This window comes from Microbulbifer sp. CNSA002 (assembly GCF_047324085.1).
Taxonomy (GTDB): domain Bacteria; phylum Pseudomonadota; class Gammaproteobacteria; order Pseudomonadales; family Cellvibrionaceae; genus Microbulbifer.
In genome coordinates this window covers 863,006-883,489 of record NZ_CP172449.1, presented here as the reverse complement: position 1 = coordinate 883,489, position 20,484 = coordinate 863,006, and the positions used below count along the sequence as shown (strand labels likewise).

The 20,484-nt window shown below is 51.2% G+C and carries 20 protein-coding genes; 9 read left to right on the top strand and 11 right to left on the bottom strand.

What is annotated here, in order from left to right; all coding sequences use genetic code 11:
• Positions 1-22: 22 nt before the first annotated feature.
• The 8 genes from ACG1BZ_RS03915 to fabV all read right to left on the bottom strand — a co-directional run bounded on the left by ACG1BZ_RS03915 (position 23) and on the right by fabV (position 7,685).
• The gene (locus tag ACG1BZ_RS03915; RefSeq protein ID WP_413664460.1) at positions 23-853 is read right to left on the bottom strand and encodes a sulfite exporter TauE/SafE family protein; all 831 of its coding nucleotides are present in this window, start codon (positions 851-853) and stop codon (positions 23-25) included.
• Positions 854-927: 74 nt separating this feature from the next.
• Positions 928-1,701, bottom strand: a complete 774-nt coding sequence (locus ACG1BZ_RS03910) for an MBL fold metallo-hydrolase (protein WP_413664459.1) — start codon at positions 1,699-1,701, stop codon at positions 928-930.
• Positions 1,701-2,894: an outer membrane protein assembly factor BamC gene (gene bamC / locus ACG1BZ_RS03905; RefSeq protein ID WP_413664458.1), complete on the bottom strand. Its 1,194-nt coding sequence runs from the start codon at positions 2,892-2,894 to the stop codon at positions 1,701-1,703. Before bamC ends, ACG1BZ_RS03910 begins: the two co-directional genes overlap by 1 nt.
• Before the next feature lie 34 nt (positions 2,895-2,928).
• Positions 2,929-3,804, bottom strand: a complete 876-nt coding sequence (gene dapA / locus ACG1BZ_RS03900) for a 4-hydroxy-tetrahydrodipicolinate synthase (RefSeq protein ID WP_282934185.1) — start codon at positions 3,802-3,804, stop codon at positions 2,929-2,931.
• Positions 3,805-3,896: 92 nt separating this feature from the next.
• A complete protein-coding gene (gene lpxL / locus ACG1BZ_RS03895) occupies positions 3,897-4,862 on the bottom strand; it encodes an LpxL/LpxP family Kdo(2)-lipid IV(A) lauroyl/palmitoleoyl acyltransferase (RefSeq protein ID WP_413664457.1) in 966 nt (321 codons plus the stop codon).
• A 106-nt stretch (positions 4,863-4,968) separates the two neighbouring features.
• On the bottom strand, positions 4,969-5,202 hold the full coding sequence (locus ACG1BZ_RS03890; protein WP_413664456.1) for a DUF2789 family protein: 234 nt from the start codon (positions 5,200-5,202) through the stop codon (positions 4,969-4,971).
• A gap of 149 nt (positions 5,203-5,351) precedes the next feature.
• Positions 5,352-6,395: an NADP(H)-dependent aldo-keto reductase gene (locus tag ACG1BZ_RS03885; RefSeq protein ID WP_413664455.1), complete on the bottom strand. Its 1,044-nt coding sequence runs from the start codon at positions 6,393-6,395 to the stop codon at positions 5,352-5,354.
• Positions 6,396-6,506: 111 nt separating this feature from the next.
• The gene (gene fabV / locus ACG1BZ_RS03880; RefSeq protein WP_413664454.1) at positions 6,507-7,685 is read right to left on the bottom strand and encodes an enoyl-ACP reductase FabV; all 1,179 of its coding nucleotides are present in this window, start codon (positions 7,683-7,685) and stop codon (positions 6,507-6,509) included.
• Positions 7,686-8,165: 480 nt separating this feature from the next.
• On the opposite strand from fabV, the gene ACG1BZ_RS03875 reads away from it, so the two are divergent.
• The 3 genes from ACG1BZ_RS03875 (at position 8,166) to ACG1BZ_RS03865 (ending at position 10,043) form a co-directional block, all read left to right on the top strand.
• On the top strand, positions 8,166-8,594 hold the full coding sequence (locus ACG1BZ_RS03875) for an acyl-CoA thioesterase (protein ID WP_413664453.1): 429 nt from the start codon (positions 8,166-8,168) through the stop codon (positions 8,592-8,594).
• A 79-nt stretch (positions 8,595-8,673) separates the two neighbouring features.
• A complete protein-coding gene (locus ACG1BZ_RS03870; RefSeq protein WP_413664452.1) occupies positions 8,674-9,246 on the top strand; it encodes a tRNA-(ms[2]io[6]A)-hydroxylase in 573 nt (190 codons plus the stop codon).
• A gap of 86 nt (positions 9,247-9,332) precedes the next feature.
• Entirely contained in the window at positions 9,333-10,043 is a 711-nt protein-coding gene (locus tag ACG1BZ_RS03865; RefSeq protein ID WP_413664451.1) for a DUF2238 domain-containing protein, read from the top strand.
• Between the two features lie 9 nt (positions 10,044-10,052).
• Here ACG1BZ_RS03865 and ACG1BZ_RS03860 read toward each other — a convergent pair whose 3' ends face one another.
• On the bottom strand, positions 10,053-10,529 hold the full coding sequence (locus ACG1BZ_RS03860) for an Lrp/AsnC family transcriptional regulator (protein ID WP_413664450.1): 477 nt from the start codon (positions 10,527-10,529) through the stop codon (positions 10,053-10,055).
• A gap of 178 nt (positions 10,530-10,707) precedes the next feature.
• Between ACG1BZ_RS03860 and ACG1BZ_RS03855 the strand changes: the two genes are divergently transcribed.
• On the top strand, positions 10,708-12,381 hold the full coding sequence (locus ACG1BZ_RS03855; protein WP_413664449.1) for an aminotransferase class V-fold PLP-dependent enzyme: 1,674 nt from the start codon (positions 10,708-10,710) through the stop codon (positions 12,379-12,381).
• Between the two features lie 19 nt (positions 12,382-12,400).
• Here the strand turns inward: ACG1BZ_RS03855 and ACG1BZ_RS03850 are convergent, their stop codons facing one another.
• Together ACG1BZ_RS03850 and ACG1BZ_RS03845 are read right to left on the bottom strand one after the other, a co-directional pair.
• Positions 12,401-13,303: a universal stress protein gene (locus ACG1BZ_RS03850; protein ID WP_413664448.1), complete on the bottom strand. Its 903-nt coding sequence runs from the start codon at positions 13,301-13,303 to the stop codon at positions 12,401-12,403.
• Entirely contained in the window at positions 13,303-14,805 is a 1,503-nt protein-coding gene (locus ACG1BZ_RS03845; protein ID WP_413664447.1) for a SulP family inorganic anion transporter, read from the bottom strand. Before ACG1BZ_RS03845 ends, ACG1BZ_RS03850 begins: the two co-directional genes overlap by 1 nt.
• A gap of 372 nt (positions 14,806-15,177) precedes the next feature.
• On the opposite strand from ACG1BZ_RS03845, the gene ACG1BZ_RS03840 reads away from it, so the two are divergent.
• From ACG1BZ_RS03840 to ACG1BZ_RS03820, 5 genes are all read left to right on the top strand, one after another.
• The gene (locus tag ACG1BZ_RS03840) at positions 15,178-16,458 is read left to right on the top strand and encodes an efflux RND transporter periplasmic adaptor subunit (RefSeq protein WP_413664446.1); all 1,281 of its coding nucleotides are present in this window, start codon (positions 15,178-15,180) and stop codon (positions 16,456-16,458) included.
• An 82-nt stretch (positions 16,459-16,540) separates the two neighbouring features.
• Positions 16,541-17,242, top strand: a complete 702-nt coding sequence (locus ACG1BZ_RS03835; RefSeq protein WP_108731860.1) for an ABC transporter ATP-binding protein — start codon at positions 16,541-16,543, stop codon at positions 17,240-17,242.
• A gap of 12 nt (positions 17,243-17,254) precedes the next feature.
• Positions 17,255-18,568, top strand: a complete 1,314-nt coding sequence (locus ACG1BZ_RS03830) for an ABC transporter permease (protein ID WP_413664445.1) — start codon at positions 17,255-17,257, stop codon at positions 18,566-18,568.
• A 9-nt stretch (positions 18,569-18,577) separates the two neighbouring features.
• Positions 18,578-19,786 (top strand): ABC transporter permease, encoded by a 1,209-nt coding sequence (locus ACG1BZ_RS03825; protein ID WP_413664444.1) that lies wholly within the window; start codon positions 18,578-18,580, stop codon positions 19,784-19,786.
• A 134-nt stretch (positions 19,787-19,920) separates the two neighbouring features.
• Positions 19,921-20,460, top strand: a complete 540-nt coding sequence (locus ACG1BZ_RS03820; protein ID WP_413664443.1) for a nuclear transport factor 2 family protein — start codon at positions 19,921-19,923, stop codon at positions 20,458-20,460.
• The last annotated feature ends 24 nt before the right edge of the window (positions 20,461-20,484 follow it).

Here is a 20,484-nt window from a genome sequence, read left to right as displayed (position 1 = left end):
TGTTGAGCCCCTATAGGCGCGATTAAATCAACCCTTGCAGCAGCCCCATATTCAACCAGATAAAACGCAGGCCGATCACACACAGTAAAAGCGCAAAACAATGCTTCAGCATTTTCGCTGAAAGCCGGTGGGCGAGGTTTGCGCCGAAACGGGCAAATAGGGTACTGGTGATAACAATACCGACAAAGGCCGGCCAGTAAATATAGCCACTGCTCCACTCAGGCAGCAGTTCGTTATTCCACCCCTGGTAGACAAAACTGAGGGCGCCGGCGATGGCGATGGGTAGCCCGCACGCAGCAGACGTAGCGACAGCCCGCTGCATTTGTACGTGACAGTGGGACAGAAATGGCACCGTCAATGAACCGCCACCAATACCAAAAATCGCAGATGCCCAACCTATCACTCCACTCGCAGAGACCAGCGCGGGCGCACCGGGCAGGTTTCCAGCCCCTTCAGCTACCTGGGCGTGACGAATACCGCTCAGCCACATGCGCACCGCGATCACAATCGCAAAAATGCCGATCAACAACTGCAACCAGGCTCCAGGCAGTAATTCAGCCGTTGCGCCTCCGATCCAAGAGCCAACCAAAATACCGGGGACCATAATCCCAAAGATCTTCCAGTCCACCGCCCTTTTCTTATTGTGGGCGCGCACTGAACTTATTGATGTGACAATGATTGTTGCTAGGGAGGTACCCACAGCCATGTGGGTGAGGATTTCAGGGGATATCCCCATAGCGGTGTAAACAAAAACCAAGGCAGGGACAATGATCAGGCCACCACCTACGCCAAATAGTCCGGCAATAGTTCCAGCAGCGGCACCGACCAACAAATAAACCAGTAGTATTTCCATAGCCCACCCCGTTTAAATACGACAAACAATTTTGTCGCATTTAAACAGATATAAGCTGGGGATAGATAGCGACCTTAACTTCGGCTTTCCACTGTAAGCCAGTCAAACCCTTCCTGCTGACAGGCAAAAATACAGCTCTCCACTGTTTCGGCAACCTCTGCCAGGGCCTCCTTTGCCAGGGCAAGGCTGTTATTTTTTTCACTGATATGGGCTACAACCAGGTGCTGTAGCTGTTCATAGCCAACGCGCTGTAGAAAGCCAGCAGCCTGCTGATTACTCAGATGGCCATAGGCACCTCCAACGCGTCGCTTCAACGAAGGTGGATAGGGCCCTTGAGCGAGCATCAGAGGGTCGTGATTTGCCTCTAGAACCAAGGCATCACAATCACCAAAGTGCGCTTCAACATGAGGGGTGATAGTCCCCAAGTCCGTCAACAAGCCCAGACTGCTACCGCGACAGCGAAACACAAACTGCGCCGCCTCACGAGCATCGTGGGGAACCGCGACCGGGGTTATTTCAATATCAGCGACAACAAAAGGCTGGTGCCCCTCAATTAAGTGCAACTCCGGTAACTTGCCAATATCACGCGCCTTAAAAGTACCGGGCGTCAGGTAGACAGGCAGGCCATATCTGCGCGCAAGTGGACCTACACCAGAGAGGTGATCACTGTGTTCGTGGGTAACCACAATCGCAGAGATATCAGCGGGAGACATACCGAGCCGCGCCATACGGCGTTCGGTTTCCTTGATGGTAAAACCGCAGTCAACCAAAAGAAAGTGGTCGCCACTGGCGACCACTGTTCCATTGCCTTTACTGCCGCTTCCCAAAGAGGCGAAGCGCAGGCCCATTAAATAAGGTTCTGCTGGATAGATTGAAGCAGCTGGGAAGCTTCATTCTTTGAAAGCGGCTGTCCGCGAGTATCGCGCACGCGCACTTCAATCTCATCGTCATTACCACGAATAACAATCAGATAACCGGGATAAGCCTCGCTTGTAGCGGTTCCTACTCCCAGGCCTTTGATTTCCTTGAAGAGAGCAGGTTCAGCCCCCTCAGTCATATCAATTCCAGCCAAGATCTGCTGTAGGCTTACCTGATCAGCGCTCTCTGCCAGCTCATCTTCATCGCTCTTGCTACCCCAGGAGAACCAGCCTCCGTCGCCATCTTCCTCATCAGAAGCAAGTGCACGGTCTTCATCGTAGGTGACGTAAAAAAGTCCAATATCGGAATCTTCACGGTGCAGGCGATAAGCACCAGAATTCACAGCATGAGCGACAGTAGCCCAGGCCCGATCCATTTCGAGCCCCATTGCAATATAGGGCTCGTGACCAGCAGGCTCCCTCAACTGGACCTTAAGTGAGCTGCTACCAATTGCCTGGGCAACCAAAGACGCTGTAGCAGCAGCTGTTTCTGACGCCAGTGCCGTGGACATTTCATCAATCATCCACCCTTCACGCTCAGGGCTCGAAGAGCGATCAGGCCAATTAACGCTACCGCCAACCGGGGCTGCAGAAGGCACAGACAAGTGGCGCACATGAATCTCTGTCGTATCGGGTTGCACACCGGTTTCTACCTGCAAGCGATACTTATCTTTAGTGTCAGGACTCTCTTTAAAGGCCATCCAGGCAGTTTCCATCACACCCGCATTGGCATCTGACATTTCTATATTCAAGCCTGAGCTGCGAAGGAATTGGTGCAACTGGGGCCACACCTCTTCAGGAGGCTGGGATACCAGCACCCAGCGATTTCCGCCGAGCTTTTGAATCTTTACTCTCTCCAGACCCGCATTCACTGAAAGCGCTTGAGGACGCGGAACTTCAAAATCCCCCTGGGCCAGCTGCTCTCCTGCAATCTGCGGAATCTCATAGAGTTCCTCCTGGTGCTTGGTATTAACACCTTCAGGTATCCGCAGAGGCGTCAGGCTATCGGCATGCTGGTAATCATTACTGCGATCGCGGAAATAGCCATCGTTGCCGAACACACCGCACCCCGCCAGTGTAATACTGGAGATAAAGAGCCCGGCTCCAACGGTCAATTTTTTCATTAAAGCTATCCTGGTTAATTCTCAGTTCGCGGGTTTAGAGTACACCGGCACTGCGCAGAGCTTCGCGCACTGTTCCGTGGTGCTCAGGGGATAAACTTGTCAGAGGCAGGCGTATTCCACCGTCGACACGACCCATCTCCCGGAGAGCCCATTTCACCGGTATCGGGTTGGACTCCAAAAACAGCACTTTGTGCAATATTTGTATTCGCTGGTCAATTGTCCGTGCAGTCACCGCATCACCGGCCAGCGCCGCTTCACACATTTGGGCCACTGCTGCGGGGGCCACATTAGCGGTTACACTAATATTTCCATGACCACCCAGTAACATTAGTTCAACCGCGGTACTATCGTCGCCAGAGTAAACGGCAAACCCTTCGGGCAGAGTATCTATTAAAACCTTAGCCCGCTCCAGGTCACCAGTGGCCTCCTTAATGCCTACGATATTGCCGACCAACGCCAGGCGCTGTACCGTTTCTGGCAGCATATCTACTGCTGTGCGGCCGGGAACATTGTAGAGAATTTGGGGAATGGAGACAGCTTTGGCCACCGCACGATAGTGCTGGTAGAGGCCTTCTTGGGTGGGCTTATTGTAATAAGGTGTAACCAGTAGGCAGGCATCTGCACCACATCGGGCGGCATTCTCTGTAAGGTCAATCGCTTCAGAAGTAGAGTTTGCGCCAGTTCCAGCAATCACTGGCACTCGACCTGCCACTTGGTCCACAACACGTCGAATAACCTCAATATGCTCATTGAAGTCCAAGGTTGCAGATTCACCGGTAGTCCCCACAGCAACCAGTGCTCGGGTCCCCTGCTCGATATGCCACTCAACGAGGTTGTGCAGACTGTCCCAATCCGGGCTTCCGTCTGCGTACATTGGGGTGGCCAGGGCCACCATACTACCGGTTAACATCCTCACTCCTTATTTTTTGCACTCCACCCGGAATACCACCGCCAGAGTCAGTTCAGTATGTTACTTAGGCCAGGGTATCTGCGCCAGTGCGACTAGCTCGCCACTCTTTTGCGTTTCTTTTTCTTTTTGCGTACCCCGTGATACACATTTTCTGCCCCTTCAGGACGGGTCTTAAAACGGCGATGCACCCACATGTATTGTTCTGGGGCCTCGCGAATACGCGCTTCGATAAACTGGTTCACCAAAATGGCATCTTGCAGCTCATCTCCCGAAGGGATCTGATCAATAGGATCGTAAATCTTCAAACGGTAACCTGAGCCATCATCCAGTCGTGTCACCACATAGGGCACCACTTTGGCCTTGCCGACCCTGGCGAACCGTGAGGTTCCCGTAACAGTCGCCGCCGGAACATCGAAGAAAGGAGCAAAGATCCCCTGCTTAATCCCATAATCCTGATCCGGAGCATACCAGACCGCACGCCCGCGCTGCAGGGCTCGCAATACCCCGCGCACATCTTTACGCTGATAAACACTGCCATTCTCAGTATGGCGCTCTCGCCCTTTGCGCTGCATGTAGTCATAAACCGGATTTTTGTGCGGCCGATACATGCCATCGAGAGTAATGCTCATCCCCATCATGGCGGCGCCGATTTCCAGGGTAGTGAAATGCATAGCCATCAGGAGAACGCCCTGGCCTTGGGCCTGGATGGCCTGCAGGGCTTCCAGCCCTTCAAAGGTAAAGCGTTTTCGTAACCATACGGCAGAGCGAAACCAGGCCATGCCGGTTTCCATTAAGGCGATTCCACTGGACTCAAAATTACGCCTAAGAAGTTCAGCTCGCTCACCTTCCCCCAGCTCGGGGAAGCACAGCGCAAGATTGCGTTCAGCAATCGTGCGTCGACTGGTAGCTACTCTTAGCATTAGGCGGCCAAACGCACGGCCCATGGCCAACTGCCAGCGATAGGGCAGTTGCGCGATCAAAAACCATAGTGCAAAAAGCAGCCAGGTCAGCCAGTAGCGAGGATGCAGCAATGCCGCGCGAAATCGGGGTTTTTCCATCAGATCTATATCAGGGTGTGGCGCCGAGGCGCAACCTAAGTCGGTTGAAAACGACGTAGTATACCCTATGCGAGGAGAGCGGGGACTGAGTAACAACCACAGGAGGTCAGTGCCTTAACAGGGTGTCCAACTCATCCACTGCGACACACCAATCCGAATCATCCAAGATGGCATTCTCCAGGAACTCTCGTTGCCCATCGCTCCAAAAGGAGGCGGAGGAAAGCTTCTCGTGACGGTGCAAATAGTGCGTGACCAGAAATTCATGGATCTGTGCATCTTCAGACGCCAGCCCCAACTGGGAAAACAGGTCCTTCAGTGTGTGATGTCCAGTAGTTTCCATAACGATTACCGCTATCTATTCTGGCAGCCATATTTTCATGGCGACTACCCCAATTATAGTTGGGCAGCCCCTGATTCATCCCGCATTATTCCTGCGGGGCTTTCAGAGGCATCACAGGCTTTCATCAATAGAATTCAGACTCTGCCCTTTTAGGGCGCCGGGTTGGGATTCCCCTGGTGTATAGCTTCGATAGCCGCTAATTGCTCACTGTCCAGGGTAATTTCAACGCTGGAAATATTGGAACGCAATTGCTCGATAGTTGTGGCGCCAATGATATTTGAAGTGACAAATGGCTGCTGATTCACGAATGCCAGTGCCATCTGCGCAGGGTCCAGACCAAACTCCCGGGCCAAATCCACATAGGCCTGGGTCGCAGCCAGGGTTCGCTCTCCGGCGTAGCGCTGAAAGCGATCATAGCGGGTAAGTCGCGCACCCTCAGGCTTCCTTCCCCCCAGATACTTACCCGAAAGAACCCCAAATGCGAGGGGGGAGTACGCCAATAGGCCACATCTCTCGCGAATAGCAATTTCAGCGCAGCCAACTTCAAAAGCCCTGTTTAAAAGACTGTAGGGGTTTTGAATCGATACAATCCTTGGCTTCCCGTAGGCAATCGACTGCTGCAGGTACTCAAACATACCCCAGGGGGTCTCATTGGAAACACCGATATGACGAACCTTGCCCTGCTCAACCAACTCCTCGAGTGCGCCCAATGTTTCAGCTATAGACACACCATCGTCGCTGCCGTGGGTATAGTCCAGGCGCCCGAAGAAATTAGTTTGCCTTTCAGGCCAGTGGACCTGGTAGAGGTCAATGTAGTCAGTGCGCAAACGTTTTAAGGAATCGTCACAGGCCTGCAAAATCTGCTCTCGGTTCAGACGGGGACCCGAGCGAATATGGCCAACACCTGAATTGGCGGCACTGCGGCCCGCCACTTTAGTTGCGACAACAACCTGGTGCCTGCCTCCTCGCGCAGCCAACCAGTTGCCGATATATTCCTCGGTTCGGCCCTGGGTTTCTGGCCGTGGCGGTACGGGATACATTTCCGCGCAATCAATGAAGTTAACCCCTTGAGATATTGCATAGTCGAGTTGCTCAGCGGATTCAGCTTCATTATTTTGTTCACCATAAGTCATGGTGCCCAGGCAAATCTGGCTTACCTTAAGGTTGGTGGTGCCGAGTTGGCGATACTCCATTGAAAAGCCCCCATAAACCGAAAAACCGGATTATGCAGCTTTGCTAGGAAGAGTTGTAGGAGTGCGTTACGGAAGGGGAAACGGGACTCCCAAATGGAGTCCCGCATAAAATCAGCCAAATTTGGTATCTACAATGGGTGAGGTGTCGGCATCGTAATCAATACCATCAACACCAAATCCAAACAGCTTGAGGAAATCCGCCTGATAGCCCTTGAAGTCAGTCAAGTCGAACAGGTTCTCAGCAGTTACCTCTGGCCACAACTTTTCGATCTTCGCCTGGGTCTCAGGGCGCAGCTCTTTCTCGTCCATACGTAAACGGTTCACATCATCGAGACGTGGAGTATCGGTATAGAGCCCCTCAGTGTAGAGGCGGTATAGCTGTTCGATACAGCCCTCATGAGTCCCCTCTTCTTTCATGATTTTGTACGCAAGAGAGATATAGAGTGGCATCACCGGAATAGCAGAGCTGGATTGGGTCACCAGCGCCTTCAAAACGGCAACGTTAGCCGCAGCCTTACCGTTATCGGTGATCGCTTTTGCCGCGCGATCAAGATCTTCTTTAGCTTTACCGATAGTCGCGTGACCATAAATCGGCCAGGTCAACTTTTCACCGATATAGGTATAAGCCACAGTCTTGCAGTTATCAGCCAATACCCCGGCATCACCGAGGGCCTGCATCCACAGTTCCCAGTCTTCACCACCCATAACCTTGACGGTATTTGCGATCTCTTCGTCGCTCGCCGGCTCCAAAGTAATATCGGAGATCTCCAGCTTGTCAGTGTTCAGATTCTTGGCAGTGTAAGATTTGTTAATGGGCTTGAGTACAGAGCTATACAGCTCACCGCTTTTCGGATCTGTGCGACGCGGGGATGCCAAGCTGTAAACCACGAGATCAACCTGACCGAGGTCTTCTTTGATCATATCTACAGTCTGGGCTTTCACCTCATCTGAAAAGGCATCGCCATTGATACTCTTTGCGTAAAGCCCCGCTTTGTGGGCCTCCTGCTCAAAAGCTGCGGAATTGTAATAACCCGCAGAAGCCGTGCGCTTTTCAGTAGGCGGCTTCTCGAAAAACACACCAAGGGTGCTTGCGCCGCAACCAAAAGCAGCTGTAATTCGTGATGCCAGGCCGTAGCCTGTGGAGGCACCTATCACCAGCACCTTTTTGGGCCCATTTTCGACCGCTGGCTGGGACTGAATATACTCAATCTGCTCGCGTACGTTAGCAGCGCAGCCCTGCGGGTGGGCATTGGTACAAATAAAACCGCGTACTTTCGGCTGGATGATCATCCTTACAGTCTCTCCCTTCGTCTTTTGGGAATCGTTGTTACCTGATTACAGATACGCTGGTGGCGCTCCGGAGAACTATCAACCCAAGGTCGTGAGTGCGACGCCTGGGTCAGGTTCGTGGGCCATTCTAATCTCTGTCGCCGAGGAGTCCCATAGCGGTATTTCCCACAATCGATAGATGACGTCCAAAATATCTACTATCCCGGCCAAAGCGCCACATCCTGTTCAAAACCCAAACAGGAAATCGATATTTCCTGACTTTCCTGCACATAAAAGGGGCTACAGTGATTAATGTCGCGCCAAGCCGGTGCCACAAAAGGGCTAATTGACATATTTCCACAGGAAAACTCATCAACCGCGCTTTTTCTGGCTTGGCACGCTGTATGCAGTCTCACCAGTGAAGGAAGCTTTTCGCTGTCATACAGCAAGCCAGGGATGGCTCGAGCGTTGTTAAACCTGTAGTAAGTTAGGAAGGTCAGAGTGAAATACTATTCGCGACACTGTGTGAAACCCGGAGACCTCAATCCTGCCCAGCGCCTGTTTGGCGGACAGCTACTGTCCTGGATTGATGAGGAAGCAGCAATCTTTGCCGGCTGCCAGATGGGTACTCCAATGCTGGTCACCAAACTGATGTCGGAAATTGACTTCGTCAGCTCCGCTGGCTGCGGTGATGTGGTGGAGTTTGGATTCGAAGTGGTTGGTATCGGCCAAACCTCGCTCACAGTCCACTGCGAGGTTCGCAACAAACAGTCGCAGCAGCTGATTGTGCAAGTGGACCAAATTGTTTTTGTCGCGCTGGACGCAAATGGCAAGCCCACCCCTCACGCAAAGGCCGGCATGTCTCTGGAACAGGCCCGAATTGTTACTCAACAAGAGCGGGAGGTTCGCGAACGCAGAATTGCCAGCTGACTCTACCCCGGAGCAATAACGCTCTAGAGCAGTGAAACGGTGGCGGTATACTGACGCTTTGCACTAACCGCCATCGACTATGTTTGAACTGCGATTTCACACCCCCAAACCCTGGGCTCAAGTGGTGCTCGCCGACTTTGATCGATTCCTGCAGGACCATGCTGCCGCAGAGAAAAAGGCCTCCGGCATGGCGGTATCCATGTTCTCCCACTATCCCGACAAGCCCGTTTTAGTGGAAGCCATGATCAACCTGGCACTGGAAGAAATGAACCACTTCCGCCAGGTTATTAAGATTATGCATGATCGAGGGATCTACCAGGCACCGGATGAGAAAGATCCGTATATCAACGCCCTGCGCCAACTGATTCGCCGGGGGCCAGATGAATACTTGATGGACCGCCTGCTCACCGCAGCGATCATCGAAGCGCGGGGGTGCGAGCGCTTTGGACTGGTGGCTGAGGCACTGCCAGCTGGCCCCCTGAAAACCTTCTACCAGGTCATCACCGATAGTGAAGCTCGCCACCACGAACTATTTGTCGAACTCGCCCTGGAGTACTTTCCCCGCGAAAAAGTGGAAGCGAGGCTATCTGAATTACTCGACGAGGAAGCCGCGATTACTGCCGCACTCCCACACCGCGCGGCATTGCATTAGCGGACCGTAATTCAACGCAATTCCTATTCCCCTCCAATGGTGTATCCTGGCGCCAATCTCTAGCCCGACGTAGAGGCGCCAAACATATGCAGACTTTCCTTCGCCAACACTGGTTCCACCTGTTCTTATTGACCACATTTGCCATTACCTGGGCCTGGTCTGCCTGGAACCCCCTGCACCCCGATGACTGGTTGCTTGAGAACTATCTGGTATTTGCCGCTCTACCGATCATTTTGATCAGTGCACGGAGTTTTCCCTTATCAAATATCTCCTATACATTGATCACCATCTTCATGTGCCTTCATGTGATCGGCTCTCACTACACCTATGCCGAAACGCCTTTTGGCTACACCTTGCAGGAATGGCTGGGCTCCGATCGCAATATGTACGACCGCCTGGTGCATTTCAGCTTTGGCCTTCTCCTGGCCTATCCGGTGCGAGAGATTCTTGTGCGCCTGGCTCAGCTGCGTGGATTCTGGGCCTATTTCTTCCCGGTAGACGTGACTTTTGCGCTCTCATCAATCTACGAAATCATTGAGTGGCAAGCGGCAAAAGCTGTCTCTCCAGAATTGGGCGCAGCCTTCCTCGGCTCCCAGGGAGATATCTGGGACGCGCAGAAAGACATGCTGCTGGCGGGGCTCGGCTCTATCACCACCATGCTGGTGGTACTCGCCCTGAACCTGTGGTTGAACTCCAACGCCTGGAGTGAGATTCGCAACAGCCTTAAGGCCCCCTCGGGTGACAGCGCCCTGGGAGAAACCCGATTGCGCCACTGGTGGAGTAATCGACGCGGCTAGAATCCACCCCTATTTCGACAATGCATGATTTAGCGGTAAACGGGTTGTCTGCTTCATCGTCTCCATCACAAAACTGGAGCTGACATCAAACAGGTCGGCCTTGATTAGTTCCTTGTAGAGACGATCGTAGCCAGGCATATCGGTGACTACCGCTTTGATCAGATAGTCCAAATCTCCACTCATACGATGGACCTCAAGAATTTCAGCCACCCCCTGTATCAATTCGCTAAAACGGGCGGCCCACTGATCATTATGCTGGTTGGTACGAATTGAAATATAGACCGTCAGCGGCAAGTTCAGTTTTTGCTGATCGAGGAGGGTAACCCTGTCGCAAATCACCCCCTCATTCTCAAGACGGTGAATGCGGCGCCAACATGCCGACTTGGACATCCCAACCCGCTCGGCAATTTCCCCCACTGACAGGGTCGCATCAGCCTGCAACAGCTCGAGTATTGCCCTATCCAATTTGCTTAATCCTTCAGTCATCACTCAGTCCCCGCCTCGCCCAATCACACAAAAATAACGCTTTATGGCACAGTTTTACGATTTAAATCTTATTATCGGCACAATCATTCATAAATCACACAATAAAGGATACAAGTAGAGACATTGTTTCAAGCATTCGGGACTAAAGTGAGCCCCACAAAACAGGGGAAAGGAAATCATGACAGACCTGATAAAGCACATCCGCGACTCAGTAATCGGCGATATGCAAGCAATCGTAACGCCGTTTGGAAAACGTCCTCTGGTGTACGCCGACTACACAGCTTCCGGTCGTGCGCTGACATTTATCGAAGAGACTATCCGCCAGCAGGTACTGCCCTTCTATGCCAATACCCACAGCGAGAGCTCCTATACCGGTGCCCATACCACCGCGCTACGGGAGCAGGCCCGTGAAGAAATTCGTCAGGCAGTCAACGCCAGTGATAACCATAAAGTGATTTTTTGTGGTTCTGGTGCAACAGCCGCGATCAACAAATTGATCGATATTCTCAACTTGCGCCTGCCCGCAGACCTGGATAGGCAACACCAGCTCTTAAGTAGAATTCCCGAACATGATCGCCCGGTAATATTTATCGGCCCATACGAGCACCATTCCAATGAACTCCCCTGGCGAGAGAGCATTGCCGATTTAATCGCTATTCCACTGGATAAAAGAGGCAAACTTGACCTTGAAGTACTGGAATCAGAACTGCGCGCCCATGCCCATAGACCATTTAAAATCGGCAGTTTTTCTGCGGCCTCTAACGTAACCGGAATCAAAACAGATGTAGAGGCAGTGACTGCACTCCTTAAAAAACATGGAGCTTTATCATTTTGGGACTACGCCGCCGCAGCACCCTATGTGCAAATTAATATGCAAGGGCCAGCAACGCCGGATAGCCACTACCAAAAGGATGCCGTATTTATCTCCCCGCACAAATTCATCGGAGGACCCGGCACTCCAGGTATTCTGGTTGTACACGAAGACCTGCTGAAAAACTCGGTACCTGCTACACCGGGAGGCGGTACCGTCCTTTATGTCACACCGGAGGATCACCGCTATCTGGAAGACGCCGAGCGCAGTGAAGAGGGCGGCACTCCAGCCATTATCGAGTCGATCAGGGCCGGTATGGTTTTCAAACTTCAACAGACGGTGGGCGCAAAAGAGATTGGTCGACGCGAAACCCAATTTTTACAGCGGGCACTGCAACGCTGGTCGGAGGAGGAGGCCATTGAGATACTCGGCAATACTGACTCCGCACGACTATCCATCATCTCCCTGCGAATTAAATGGAACAATAAGGACCTTCACTACGGTTTTGTGGTGGCATTGCTCAATGACCTGTTTGGTATTCAGGTTCGCGGAGGCTGCTCCTGTGCCGGTCCCTATGGACACGCTTTATTGGGCATCGATATGGCCCACAGTAAATCCCTGGAAGAACAAATCCTGCAAGGTCAGAAGGTACTGAGACCCGGTTGGATAAGACTCAATTTTAACTATTTTATCAGCGAGGAGGTCTTCGAATACTTATTGGAGGCAGTGGCCCTGGTCGCCAACTACGGCTGGAGATTGTTGCCGTTTTACCGTTTTGACCCGCTCACCGGCGTATGGAGATATCAGGATAAGAAAATGAGGACATCGCTTGATATTTCTCAGCTGACATTTACTGATAAAGACACGCAACAAGAGCAGGAAAACCGTTGCAACTTAGATCTTAAGAGCTATTTAATGATGGGAGAAAAAGAGCTTCGCAAAGTTGCTCGCGAAGCCCATTTCTACGATTTAAGACTACCCGATGAGGCAGAACCCCTACGCTGGTTTGCCAGCCCCCGGGAAGCGGCACTGGCACTTTAAGTGGGAAGCGAAGGGGCTTCTACCGCAACAGCAACAGAGGCTGGCGGGCTTTCAACAACATTTTAACGGTGATGCTTCCCATCAGAAGGTCGTGCAGGCGGTTGTGACTGAAAGCTCCCATCACGGTTAGGTCAATCTGGTGCTCGGTTTGGTAGGCCACCAAAGCTTCAACGGTATTGCCGGTGAGATTACTGGCAGTGCAAGTGAGTCCTGCAGAATCCAGTTTGGCCGAGGCTTCAGCCAACAAATTCTCCGCAGTTTCAGCGGGCCCTACATAGACAAGGTGACAGGAGAGTTCGCGAAATAATGGGCTCTCTGCAACCATCGCCAATGCCTTGCACGAGGCCTCACTGCCATCGTAGGCAAGCATCACCCTGCTGGGCTCTGTGAAGTCCCGATTGACCACCAAAATCGGCTTGTGCAGTGAGCGCACTACTGTCTCCAGGTGAGCGCCAAGTCCACGCTCAGAATCCCCGTGCTCTTCACCGCGAATTCCCAACACCAGCGCGCGAATGGAGTCTTCCATTTCCACCACTGATTCTGTCAGGCTGTCGTGACGCTGGCAGGCTTTGATATTTTGCACACCGGCATCTTCGGCGCGGCTGCGGGCGGCCTGTAGCATCAGCTTGCCCTGCTGCACCATTAACTGCGCCCGCTGCTGCTCCAGCGCAGTTAACTCTTCCAGCAACTCCTCCTGACTTCCCAGGCCAATACTGCCGGTAAAATCGGTTACCGCAGGGACACTGCTTCTTTCGATGTTGTGCAACAGCTTCAGCGGTGCTTGCAGGCTCCTGGCCAGCCAGGCCGAGTAATCACACACCGCTCCAGTGTAATGAGAGCCATCGATACAAGAGAGTATCAATGGCGCTTTGCCGCCATTACCTGTGTTCTCATTGTTATTTTCGCTGTTGCTTACGGCCATCAATGTCCTCCAAGAACCCGCTCAATTTCCTCGGGCTTATCGTGTACGCCAAAACGGTCGACGATCGTTTCACTGGCCTCATTCAGTCCTACCAGCTCAACTTGTGCTCCCTCGCGGCGGAACTTAAGCACCACCTTGTCTAGCGCATTAACCCCGGAAACATCCCAGAAATGCGCGCGGTTGAGGTCGATCACCACCGTATCCACCACCTCTTTGAAATCAAATGAAGCGGTAAACTTATCGGCTGAATTGAAAAATACCTGCCCAATGACCTTGTAAGTGCGGCGACTCTGCTTTTCATCCAGGGAGCTGCTCACATACATAAAGTGACTGACTTTGTTGGCAAAGAACAGCGATGCCAACAGCACACCGACAAATACACCATAGGCCAGGTTGTGAGTCCACACTACCACAACCACAGTGGCCAGCATGACCAAATTTGTAGAGAGTGGGTAGTGCTTCAGGTTGCGGATGGAGCCCCAGTCAAAGGTGCCGATAGAGACCATAATCATGACTGCCACCAGCGCCGCCATGGGGATCACAGCAACCCAGTCACTGATAAACACTACCAGTGTCAGCAGACCGATACCGGCCACCAGAGTGGAAAGACGGCCGCGGCCACCGGATTTCACATTAATAACAGACTGGCCGATCATCGCACAGCCAGCCATACCACCCAGGGTACCCGCAGCAATATTGGCAATACCCTGACCTTTACACTCGCGGTTCTTGTCACTGGTAGTATCCGTCAGGTCGTCGACAATCGTCGCGGTCATCAGGGATTCCAGCAAGCCCACGACGGCCAGACCTGCGGAGTAGGGAAAGATAATCTGTAAGGTTTCAAAGTTAAGCGGAACTTCTGGCCAGAGGAAAACAGGCAAAGTATCCGGCAGCTCACCCATATCGCCGACAGTGCGAATATCCAATCCCATCGTCACTGCCACTGCGGTGAGGAGCAGAATACACACCAGCGGTGATGGCACAGCCTTGCCAATCACGGGGATATAAGGGAACAGGTAAATAATCCCCAGACCCGCCGCAGTCATTGCATAGACTTCCCAGGTGCCGCCGATCAATTCCGGCATTTGCGCCAGGAATATCAATATTGCCAGGGCATTGACGAACCCTGTCACCACAGCCCGGGAGACAAAACTCATTAAGCTCCCCAGCTTCAGGTAACCCGCAATAATCTGCAGTACCCCAGTCAATAAGGTTGCCGCAAGCAGATACTGCAACCCGTGTTCTTTCACCAGAGTCACCATCAGCAGAGCCATGGCCCCGGTGGCAGCGGAGATCATTCCCGGGCGACCGCCGACAAATGCAATCACAACAGCGATACAGAAAGAGGCGTAGAGCCCGACCCTGGGGTCAACGCCCGCAATGATCGAGAAAGCGATGGCTTCGGGTATCAAAGCCAGGGCCACTACCAGGCCGGCGAGAACATCCCGACGTATGTTGCCGAACCAGTCGGCTTTGGTCGATGAGAGCAGCGAAGGAAACATAGGAGACAGCTAATTAAATTGAGATTGATCAAAAAAAGGCCGCGCACTCTAACATAAACGGCAGTAACCCCGCATGGCGCAGCCTCCCTCTCCCCACTTTTCCCCTGATAAATATCAGAACTGTCCACAGCTGTCCGACCGCGGACAAGGCGGACACCGGACACTTTTTGCGGACACCATTAAGAAAACAAAAAAACACAAAAAACTAAAAAAGTCTTTTTATATCAACAGGTTAAATAAAATTTAACTGTTGGCATGCTTATTGCGATACCCCTCCTAACAAGCAGATTCTTAGCTCTGAATCCAAATTTCCAAAAGCCTGCATCCAAATAGCAATGACAGGCAAAACAGCAAGAGAAACGGAAAGCCGCAATGATTAGAGATACTTCCGGACAAGATACCAAGATAGAAGCCGTGCCGGTTTGGAAGAACAAAAAGGTCGTCAAAGCCTCGGTATTTGCCGGTTTGACATTGGCATTCCTGACCTGGGGTATTAGCTCCTGGCACAGCAATAGCTCTGTCGACAGCACCCTCTCCCTGTCTCAAGTCAATATCGCCCAGGTCCAGCGAGGAGACCTGGTGCGAGATCTGGTGGTTCAGGGCCAAGTGGTCGCCGCAAACAGCCCCACACTTTTCAGCCCTGCCCAGGGCATTGTGAAGTTTGCAGTGAAAGCTGGGGATACCGTTGACGAAGGGCAGTTGTTGGCCACCGTCGACAGCCCGGAACTATCCAATCAGCTGGCCCAGGAAAACGCTCAACTCAACCAGCTGACGGTGAACCTGCAGCGCCAAAAAATCCAGGCCAAACGCCAGCATATGGAAAACCAGCAAAAGGCCGACCTGGCCAAAGTCAACCTCACCGCTGCCAAACGAGAATTGAGGCGAGCAGAGTTGTCGATGGAAAAGCAAATTATCTCGCGGCTGGATTTTGAAAAAACCAAGGACGATATGGCCCGCGCCCAGCTGGAGTACGAACAAGCCGTACAAAATGCGGGACTGGAAAAAGAATCACTGACCTTTGAAACCCAGAACCTGGAACTCCAGGTCTCACAACAACGCCTTCAGGTAGAAGAAACTGAGCGCCGAGTGCGCGAGCTGAACATTATCTCACCGGTCAACGGCACCATCGGTAGCTTAGCTGTGGCACAGCGCAGCGCCGTGGGCGCCAATGCGCCACTTATTACAGTTGTCGATCTCACCAGTTTTGAACTCGAGGCCAAAGTGCCGGAAAACTATGCCGACGACCTGGGTATCAGCATGGCCGTGGTAATCAAACTCGGTGGAAAAGAGCTACCAGGGGAAATTACTGCAATCTCCCCCGAGGTTATAAACGGCCAGGTGGTCGCACGGGTTCGTTTCACTGAGGGGCAGCCGAAAAAGCTTCGACAAAATCTCCGCCTCACCGCCCGCATACTGCTGGAAAACCGCAATAACGTGCTACTGGTCAAACGCGGTGGCTTCCTCGATCAAAGCGGTGGCAACCATGCCTTTCGTTTGAACAGCGAACAACAGGCAGAGCGAGTTTCCATCCAGATAGGCGCCTTTGGCTTAAAACAGGTAGAGATTATCTCAGGTCTACAAGAGGGAGACAGAATCATTATCTCCTCTTCCGAGGAACTCGAAAATGCCCAGCTAATTGCGCTGACAGATTAACCCCAAATTCAAATTGGAGCTCAGTAAAGCTCTTTAGTAAATCAATCAATAATTTAAAGTTTAAGAAAAAGGGAATATCGCAATGTTGAAAATGAACAATATCCGTAAAAGTTTCCGTACCGATACTATCGAAACTCATGCGCTGCGCGATTTCAGCCTTGAAGTTAAAGAGGGTGAGTTTGTTTCTGTGACCGGCCCCAGTGGCTCCGGTAAAACCACCTTTCTCAACATCGCCGGCCTACTGGAAACGCCCACCAGTGGAGAGTACCTGCTCGACGGTGAGAATGTTAGTAATCTCAATGACCGCCAGCGCTCACATCTGCGCAACGAAAAAATAGGCTTTATTTTCCAGGGGTTTAACCTGATTCCCGACCTAACTTTATTCGACAATATCGACGTTCCCCTGCGCTATCGTGGTTTCAATGCAAAAGAACGTCGCAAGCGTATTGAAAAAGTGCTCGAGCAGGTAGGCCTTTCTGCACGCGCTAAACACCTGCCGGCACAGCTCTCCGGTGGACAGCAGCAACGTATCGCTATCGCCCGCGCTTTAGCTGGCGAACCCCGTTTTCTACTTGCGGATGAGCCCACCGGTAACCTCGACTCCTTAATGGCCCGCCAGGTAATGGAGCTACTGGAGTTTATTAACGAGTGGGGAACCACCATCGTAATGGTTACCCACGATCCAGAACTCGCACGCCGTGCCCACCGCAACATCCAGATTGTAGATGGACAGGTTTGCGATTTACGTGCGGTCCCCGAGCAGCCTGCTGCCGTTACTGCTTAAGGAGACTGCACCATGTTTGGATACTATATTTCCCTGGCCCTACGAAGTTTGCGCGGAACCCCGATTTTAAGCAGCTTAATGGTTGCCGCTATTGCAGTCGGTGTCGGCGCCTCTATGACGGTGCTGACCCTGAACTACACTATGTCCCAGAATGCTTTAAAGCACAAAGACGACGTTCTCTTTGCCGTACAGCTAGACAGTTGGGATGTTAATAAAGCTTACAAAAGTAAGAATGAAATACCCTGGCAGCTGACCTATCGGGACGCCGAAGCGTTATTGCGCTCAGATATTCCCACCCGCCAAGTTGCCATGCATCGCTACGGTTTTACCGTTGAGATTGAAAATTCTGCTATTAGACCTTTTGAATCACATACCCGGGTAACTACCCGAGACTTTTTCGCTTTGTTCGATGTGCCCTTTATTTATGGTGGCACTTGGGAAAAGTCTGCTGATAGCTCTCCTACTCAAGTAGTTGTGCTTTCCAAGCCGACAAATGACAAGCTTTTCTCTGGTCAAAATAGCGTTGGAAAGACAATAAAACTCAACGACGAACCCTATACGGTAGTGGGCGTTATCGACACTTGGGAGCCCTCACCAAAGGTATATGATGTCAACAACAGCCCGTTTGATACAGTAGAAGAGTTATTCATACCCTTTGGCTTACACCGCAAATTGGAAATTCACAGCTGGGGCAACACCAATGGCTGGGACAATGCCGATCCGCAGGGATATGAAGAGTTTCTACAGAGTGAATATCTCTGGGTTCAATACTGGGTTGAACTTACAACTAGCGAACAAAAAGCACATTACGAAAATTTTCTTCGTGCTTATATTCAGCAAGAGAAAGCTCAAGGACGTTTCGAGCGACCACTAAAGTTTGCCTTGAGTAAGCCATCTGAGTGGTTGGTTCTCAATGAGGTACTCAGCGATGACAACCGCATTCTTGGGTGGGTTTCTTTGGCGTTTCTCCTGGTATGTATTATCAATGCCGTTGCATTATTGTTGGCAAAATTTCTACGCAAAGCACCAGAAGCTGGTGTGCGTCGCGCCTTGGGAGCAAGTAGAAGTGCGATTTTCACCCAGCACTTAATTGAAAGCGCAACCATAGGAATCATCGGCGGAGTAGCAGGTATTTTTCTCGCCATACTCGGCCTTAGCGGCATTCGCTACCTGGCCATGGGCCAAATCGACACACTTCCAACTATGGATTGGGTCATGATGGTTGCGGCTATTGGCCTGGCTATTGTCGCAAGCCTATTGGCAGGTTTCTATCCAGCATTGAAGATCAGTCAAACCAACCCTTCTATCTACCTGAAAACCCAGTAAGGCCTGACCATGCTTGAATTAAAACCGATGCTGTCCGCCCTCTGGCGCAACAAAGTTTCTGCACTGCTGATTGCCCTTCAGCTTGGCTTAACCCTGGCAATTATCAGCAACACAGCAATAATAATCCAAGATAGAGTAGAAAAGATAAACCGGCCCACAGGAATCGATGTCGACAACATTATTACTATTGGGTTCATGGCAATACCAAAAGACTACGACACAATTGGGGCGGTACGAGCCGATTTAGGGATTCTCCGTCAACTTCCAAATGTTGTCGATGCCTCGATCACTCAACAAATCCCTCTATCGCAATCAGGATCGTCTTCGGTATATCACAATAAAGCCAATCAGGAAATCGGCGGAGAAGGAGCCAACTACTATCAAGTTGATCCACACTTTATTAACACCCTCAATTTAAAGTTAGTCGCAGGTCGTAACTTTACCGAGGCCGATATGCAGGCCAGCAACTCTCACGAGGCTACAAAAAAACCTGTTGTCATTATCACCCAGCAACTTGCCGATAAATTCTACCCCAATCAGGATCCTATAGGACGGCCAATTTTCTCCGGTGGTAGCTCTGAACCGATGGAAATAGTCGGAGTTGTAGAACGGCATCTGGGAGCATGGGTTGGATGGTCCAAAGCTGGTAATGTGATGTTTTACCCAGAAATAAAAAATAGGCGTTATGCAAAATATATAGTACGTACAGAGCCGGGTAAACGCGATGAGGTAATGAAGGTGTTAGCTGACAAGCTTTCCGAGCGAGACCCTCAGCGAGTAATCTCTGTTGAGCCACTCTCTAAGTATGTCAAACGCAGCTATGCTATCGACAATATGATGGTTAAAGTACTCTCTATCGTTGCAGCTATGCTGAGCTTTATTGTAGCCCTTGGCATTGTAGGTCTAACCATTTTTTGGATTAACCAAAGGGCCAAGCAAATTGGTGTTAGACGTGCATTAGGGGCCACCCGTACTAATATCAGCCGATATTTCCTTATTGAAAACGGAATGATAGCGAGTCTGGGTATCGCAGTTGGCAGTGCAACGGCACTGATTGCCAATCAATATATGGTTCGCGATTACTCACAGCCTACTTTAACAATTGTACCTCTAGTTATTTGTGCGCTACTGGTTCTCTTAGTCAGCCTTGTAGCTGCACTTGCCCCAGCACTACGAGCAGCCAATATATCGCCGGCGACAGCCACCCGAAGTATTTAAACAACAACCTTTAGGGGGTGAGCTAATTGCTCGCCCCCAAGATAAGGTAAAAGTTTTCCTCATTCATTTTCATGGTTTATCTGCCACATTCGGTCGACATACCCCCCAGCAAAAAAACAATAGGGACATTGATCTTGTTTAAAAAAATATCTTCTTTATTTTTTGTGGGGCTAACCTTCATTAGCCCAAACTTACAAGCTGAAAAACATCCGGTTATTGCTGGTCCACTAGTAACTGAAGAACTAGTACAACAAATTACTAGAGCCGACCAACGCTTATTTGATGCATTATTCAATAATTGTGATCTAAGAGAAGCACAAAACCTGGTGACCGATGACTTTGAAATGTACCATGACAAGTGGGGTCAAACAGCAAAGTCTGGAGAAGAGTTTGTCAAGGCCATTACCAATATGTGTAAACAGCGTGAAAATGGAAGTGGTATTCGTGCACGTCGTGAACTGGTAATCGAGAGCACTAAAATCTACCCTGTTAACCATTACGGTGCTATTCAGTCAGGCACCCATCGATTTTATGGCATCAATGACGACAAATCTGAGATCTTACGGGAAAGTTCACAGTTTACTCACCTCTGGAAACAGGTAGATGGAAAGTGGCAGCTCGCGAGGGTACTCAGCTTCGACCATAAACCTGCTGAGCAACACATCGTCCACTAACTCTCCCTAATCTATTTGTGGCAG

Coding starts and splice junctions, on each gene's coding strand:
- ACG1BZ_RS03915 (WP_413664460.1), bottom strand. CDS start 853: ATGGAAATACTACTGGTTTATTTGTTGGTCGGTGCCGCTGCTGGAACT.
- ACG1BZ_RS03910 (WP_413664459.1), bottom strand. CDS start 1,701: ATGGGCCTGCGCTTCGCCTCTTTGGGAAGCGGCAGTAAAGGCAATGGA.
- bamC (WP_413664458.1), bottom strand. CDS start 2,894: ATGAAAAAATTGACCGTTGGAGCCGGGCTCTTTATCTCCAGTATTACA.
- dapA (WP_282934185.1), bottom strand. CDS start 3,804: ATGTTAACCGGTAGTATGGTGGCCCTGGCCACCCCAATGTACGCAGAC.
- lpxL (WP_413664457.1), bottom strand. CDS start 4,862: ATGGAAAAACCCCGATTTCGCGCGGCATTGCTGCATCCTCGCTACTGG.
- ACG1BZ_RS03890 (WP_413664456.1), bottom strand. CDS start 5,202: ATGGAAACTACTGGACATCACACACTGAAGGACCTGTTTTCCCAGTTG.
- ACG1BZ_RS03885 (WP_413664455.1), bottom strand. CDS start 6,395: ATGGAGTATCGCCAACTCGGCACCACCAACCTTAAGGTAAGCCAGATT.
- fabV (WP_413664454.1), bottom strand. CDS start 7,685: ATGATCATCCAGCCGAAAGTACGCGGTTTTATTTGTACCAATGCCCAC.
- ACG1BZ_RS03870 (WP_413664452.1), top strand. CDS start 8,674: ATGTTTGAACTGCGATTTCACACCCCCAAACCCTGGGCTCAAGTGGTG.
- ACG1BZ_RS03865 (WP_413664451.1), top strand. CDS start 9,333: ATGCAGACTTTCCTTCGCCAACACTGGTTCCACCTGTTCTTATTGACC.
- ACG1BZ_RS03860 (WP_413664450.1), bottom strand. CDS start 10,529: ATGACTGAAGGATTAAGCAAATTGGATAGGGCAATACTCGAGCTGTTG.
- ACG1BZ_RS03855 (WP_413664449.1), top strand. CDS start 10,708: ATGACAGACCTGATAAAGCACATCCGCGACTCAGTAATCGGCGATATG.
- ACG1BZ_RS03850 (WP_413664448.1), bottom strand. CDS start 13,303: ATGGCCGTAAGCAACAGCGAAAATAACAATGAGAACACAGGTAATGGC.
- ACG1BZ_RS03845 (WP_413664447.1), bottom strand. CDS start 14,805: ATGTTTCCTTCGCTGCTCTCATCGACCAAAGCCGACTGGTTCGGCAAC.
- ACG1BZ_RS03840 (WP_413664446.1), top strand. CDS start 15,178: ATGATTAGAGATACTTCCGGACAAGATACCAAGATAGAAGCCGTGCCG.
- ACG1BZ_RS03835 (WP_108731860.1), top strand. CDS start 16,541: ATGTTGAAAATGAACAATATCCGTAAAAGTTTCCGTACCGATACTATC.
- ACG1BZ_RS03830 (WP_413664445.1), top strand. CDS start 17,255: ATGTTTGGATACTATATTTCCCTGGCCCTACGAAGTTTGCGCGGAACC.
- ACG1BZ_RS03825 (WP_413664444.1), top strand. CDS start 18,578: ATGCTTGAATTAAAACCGATGCTGTCCGCCCTCTGGCGCAACAAAGTT.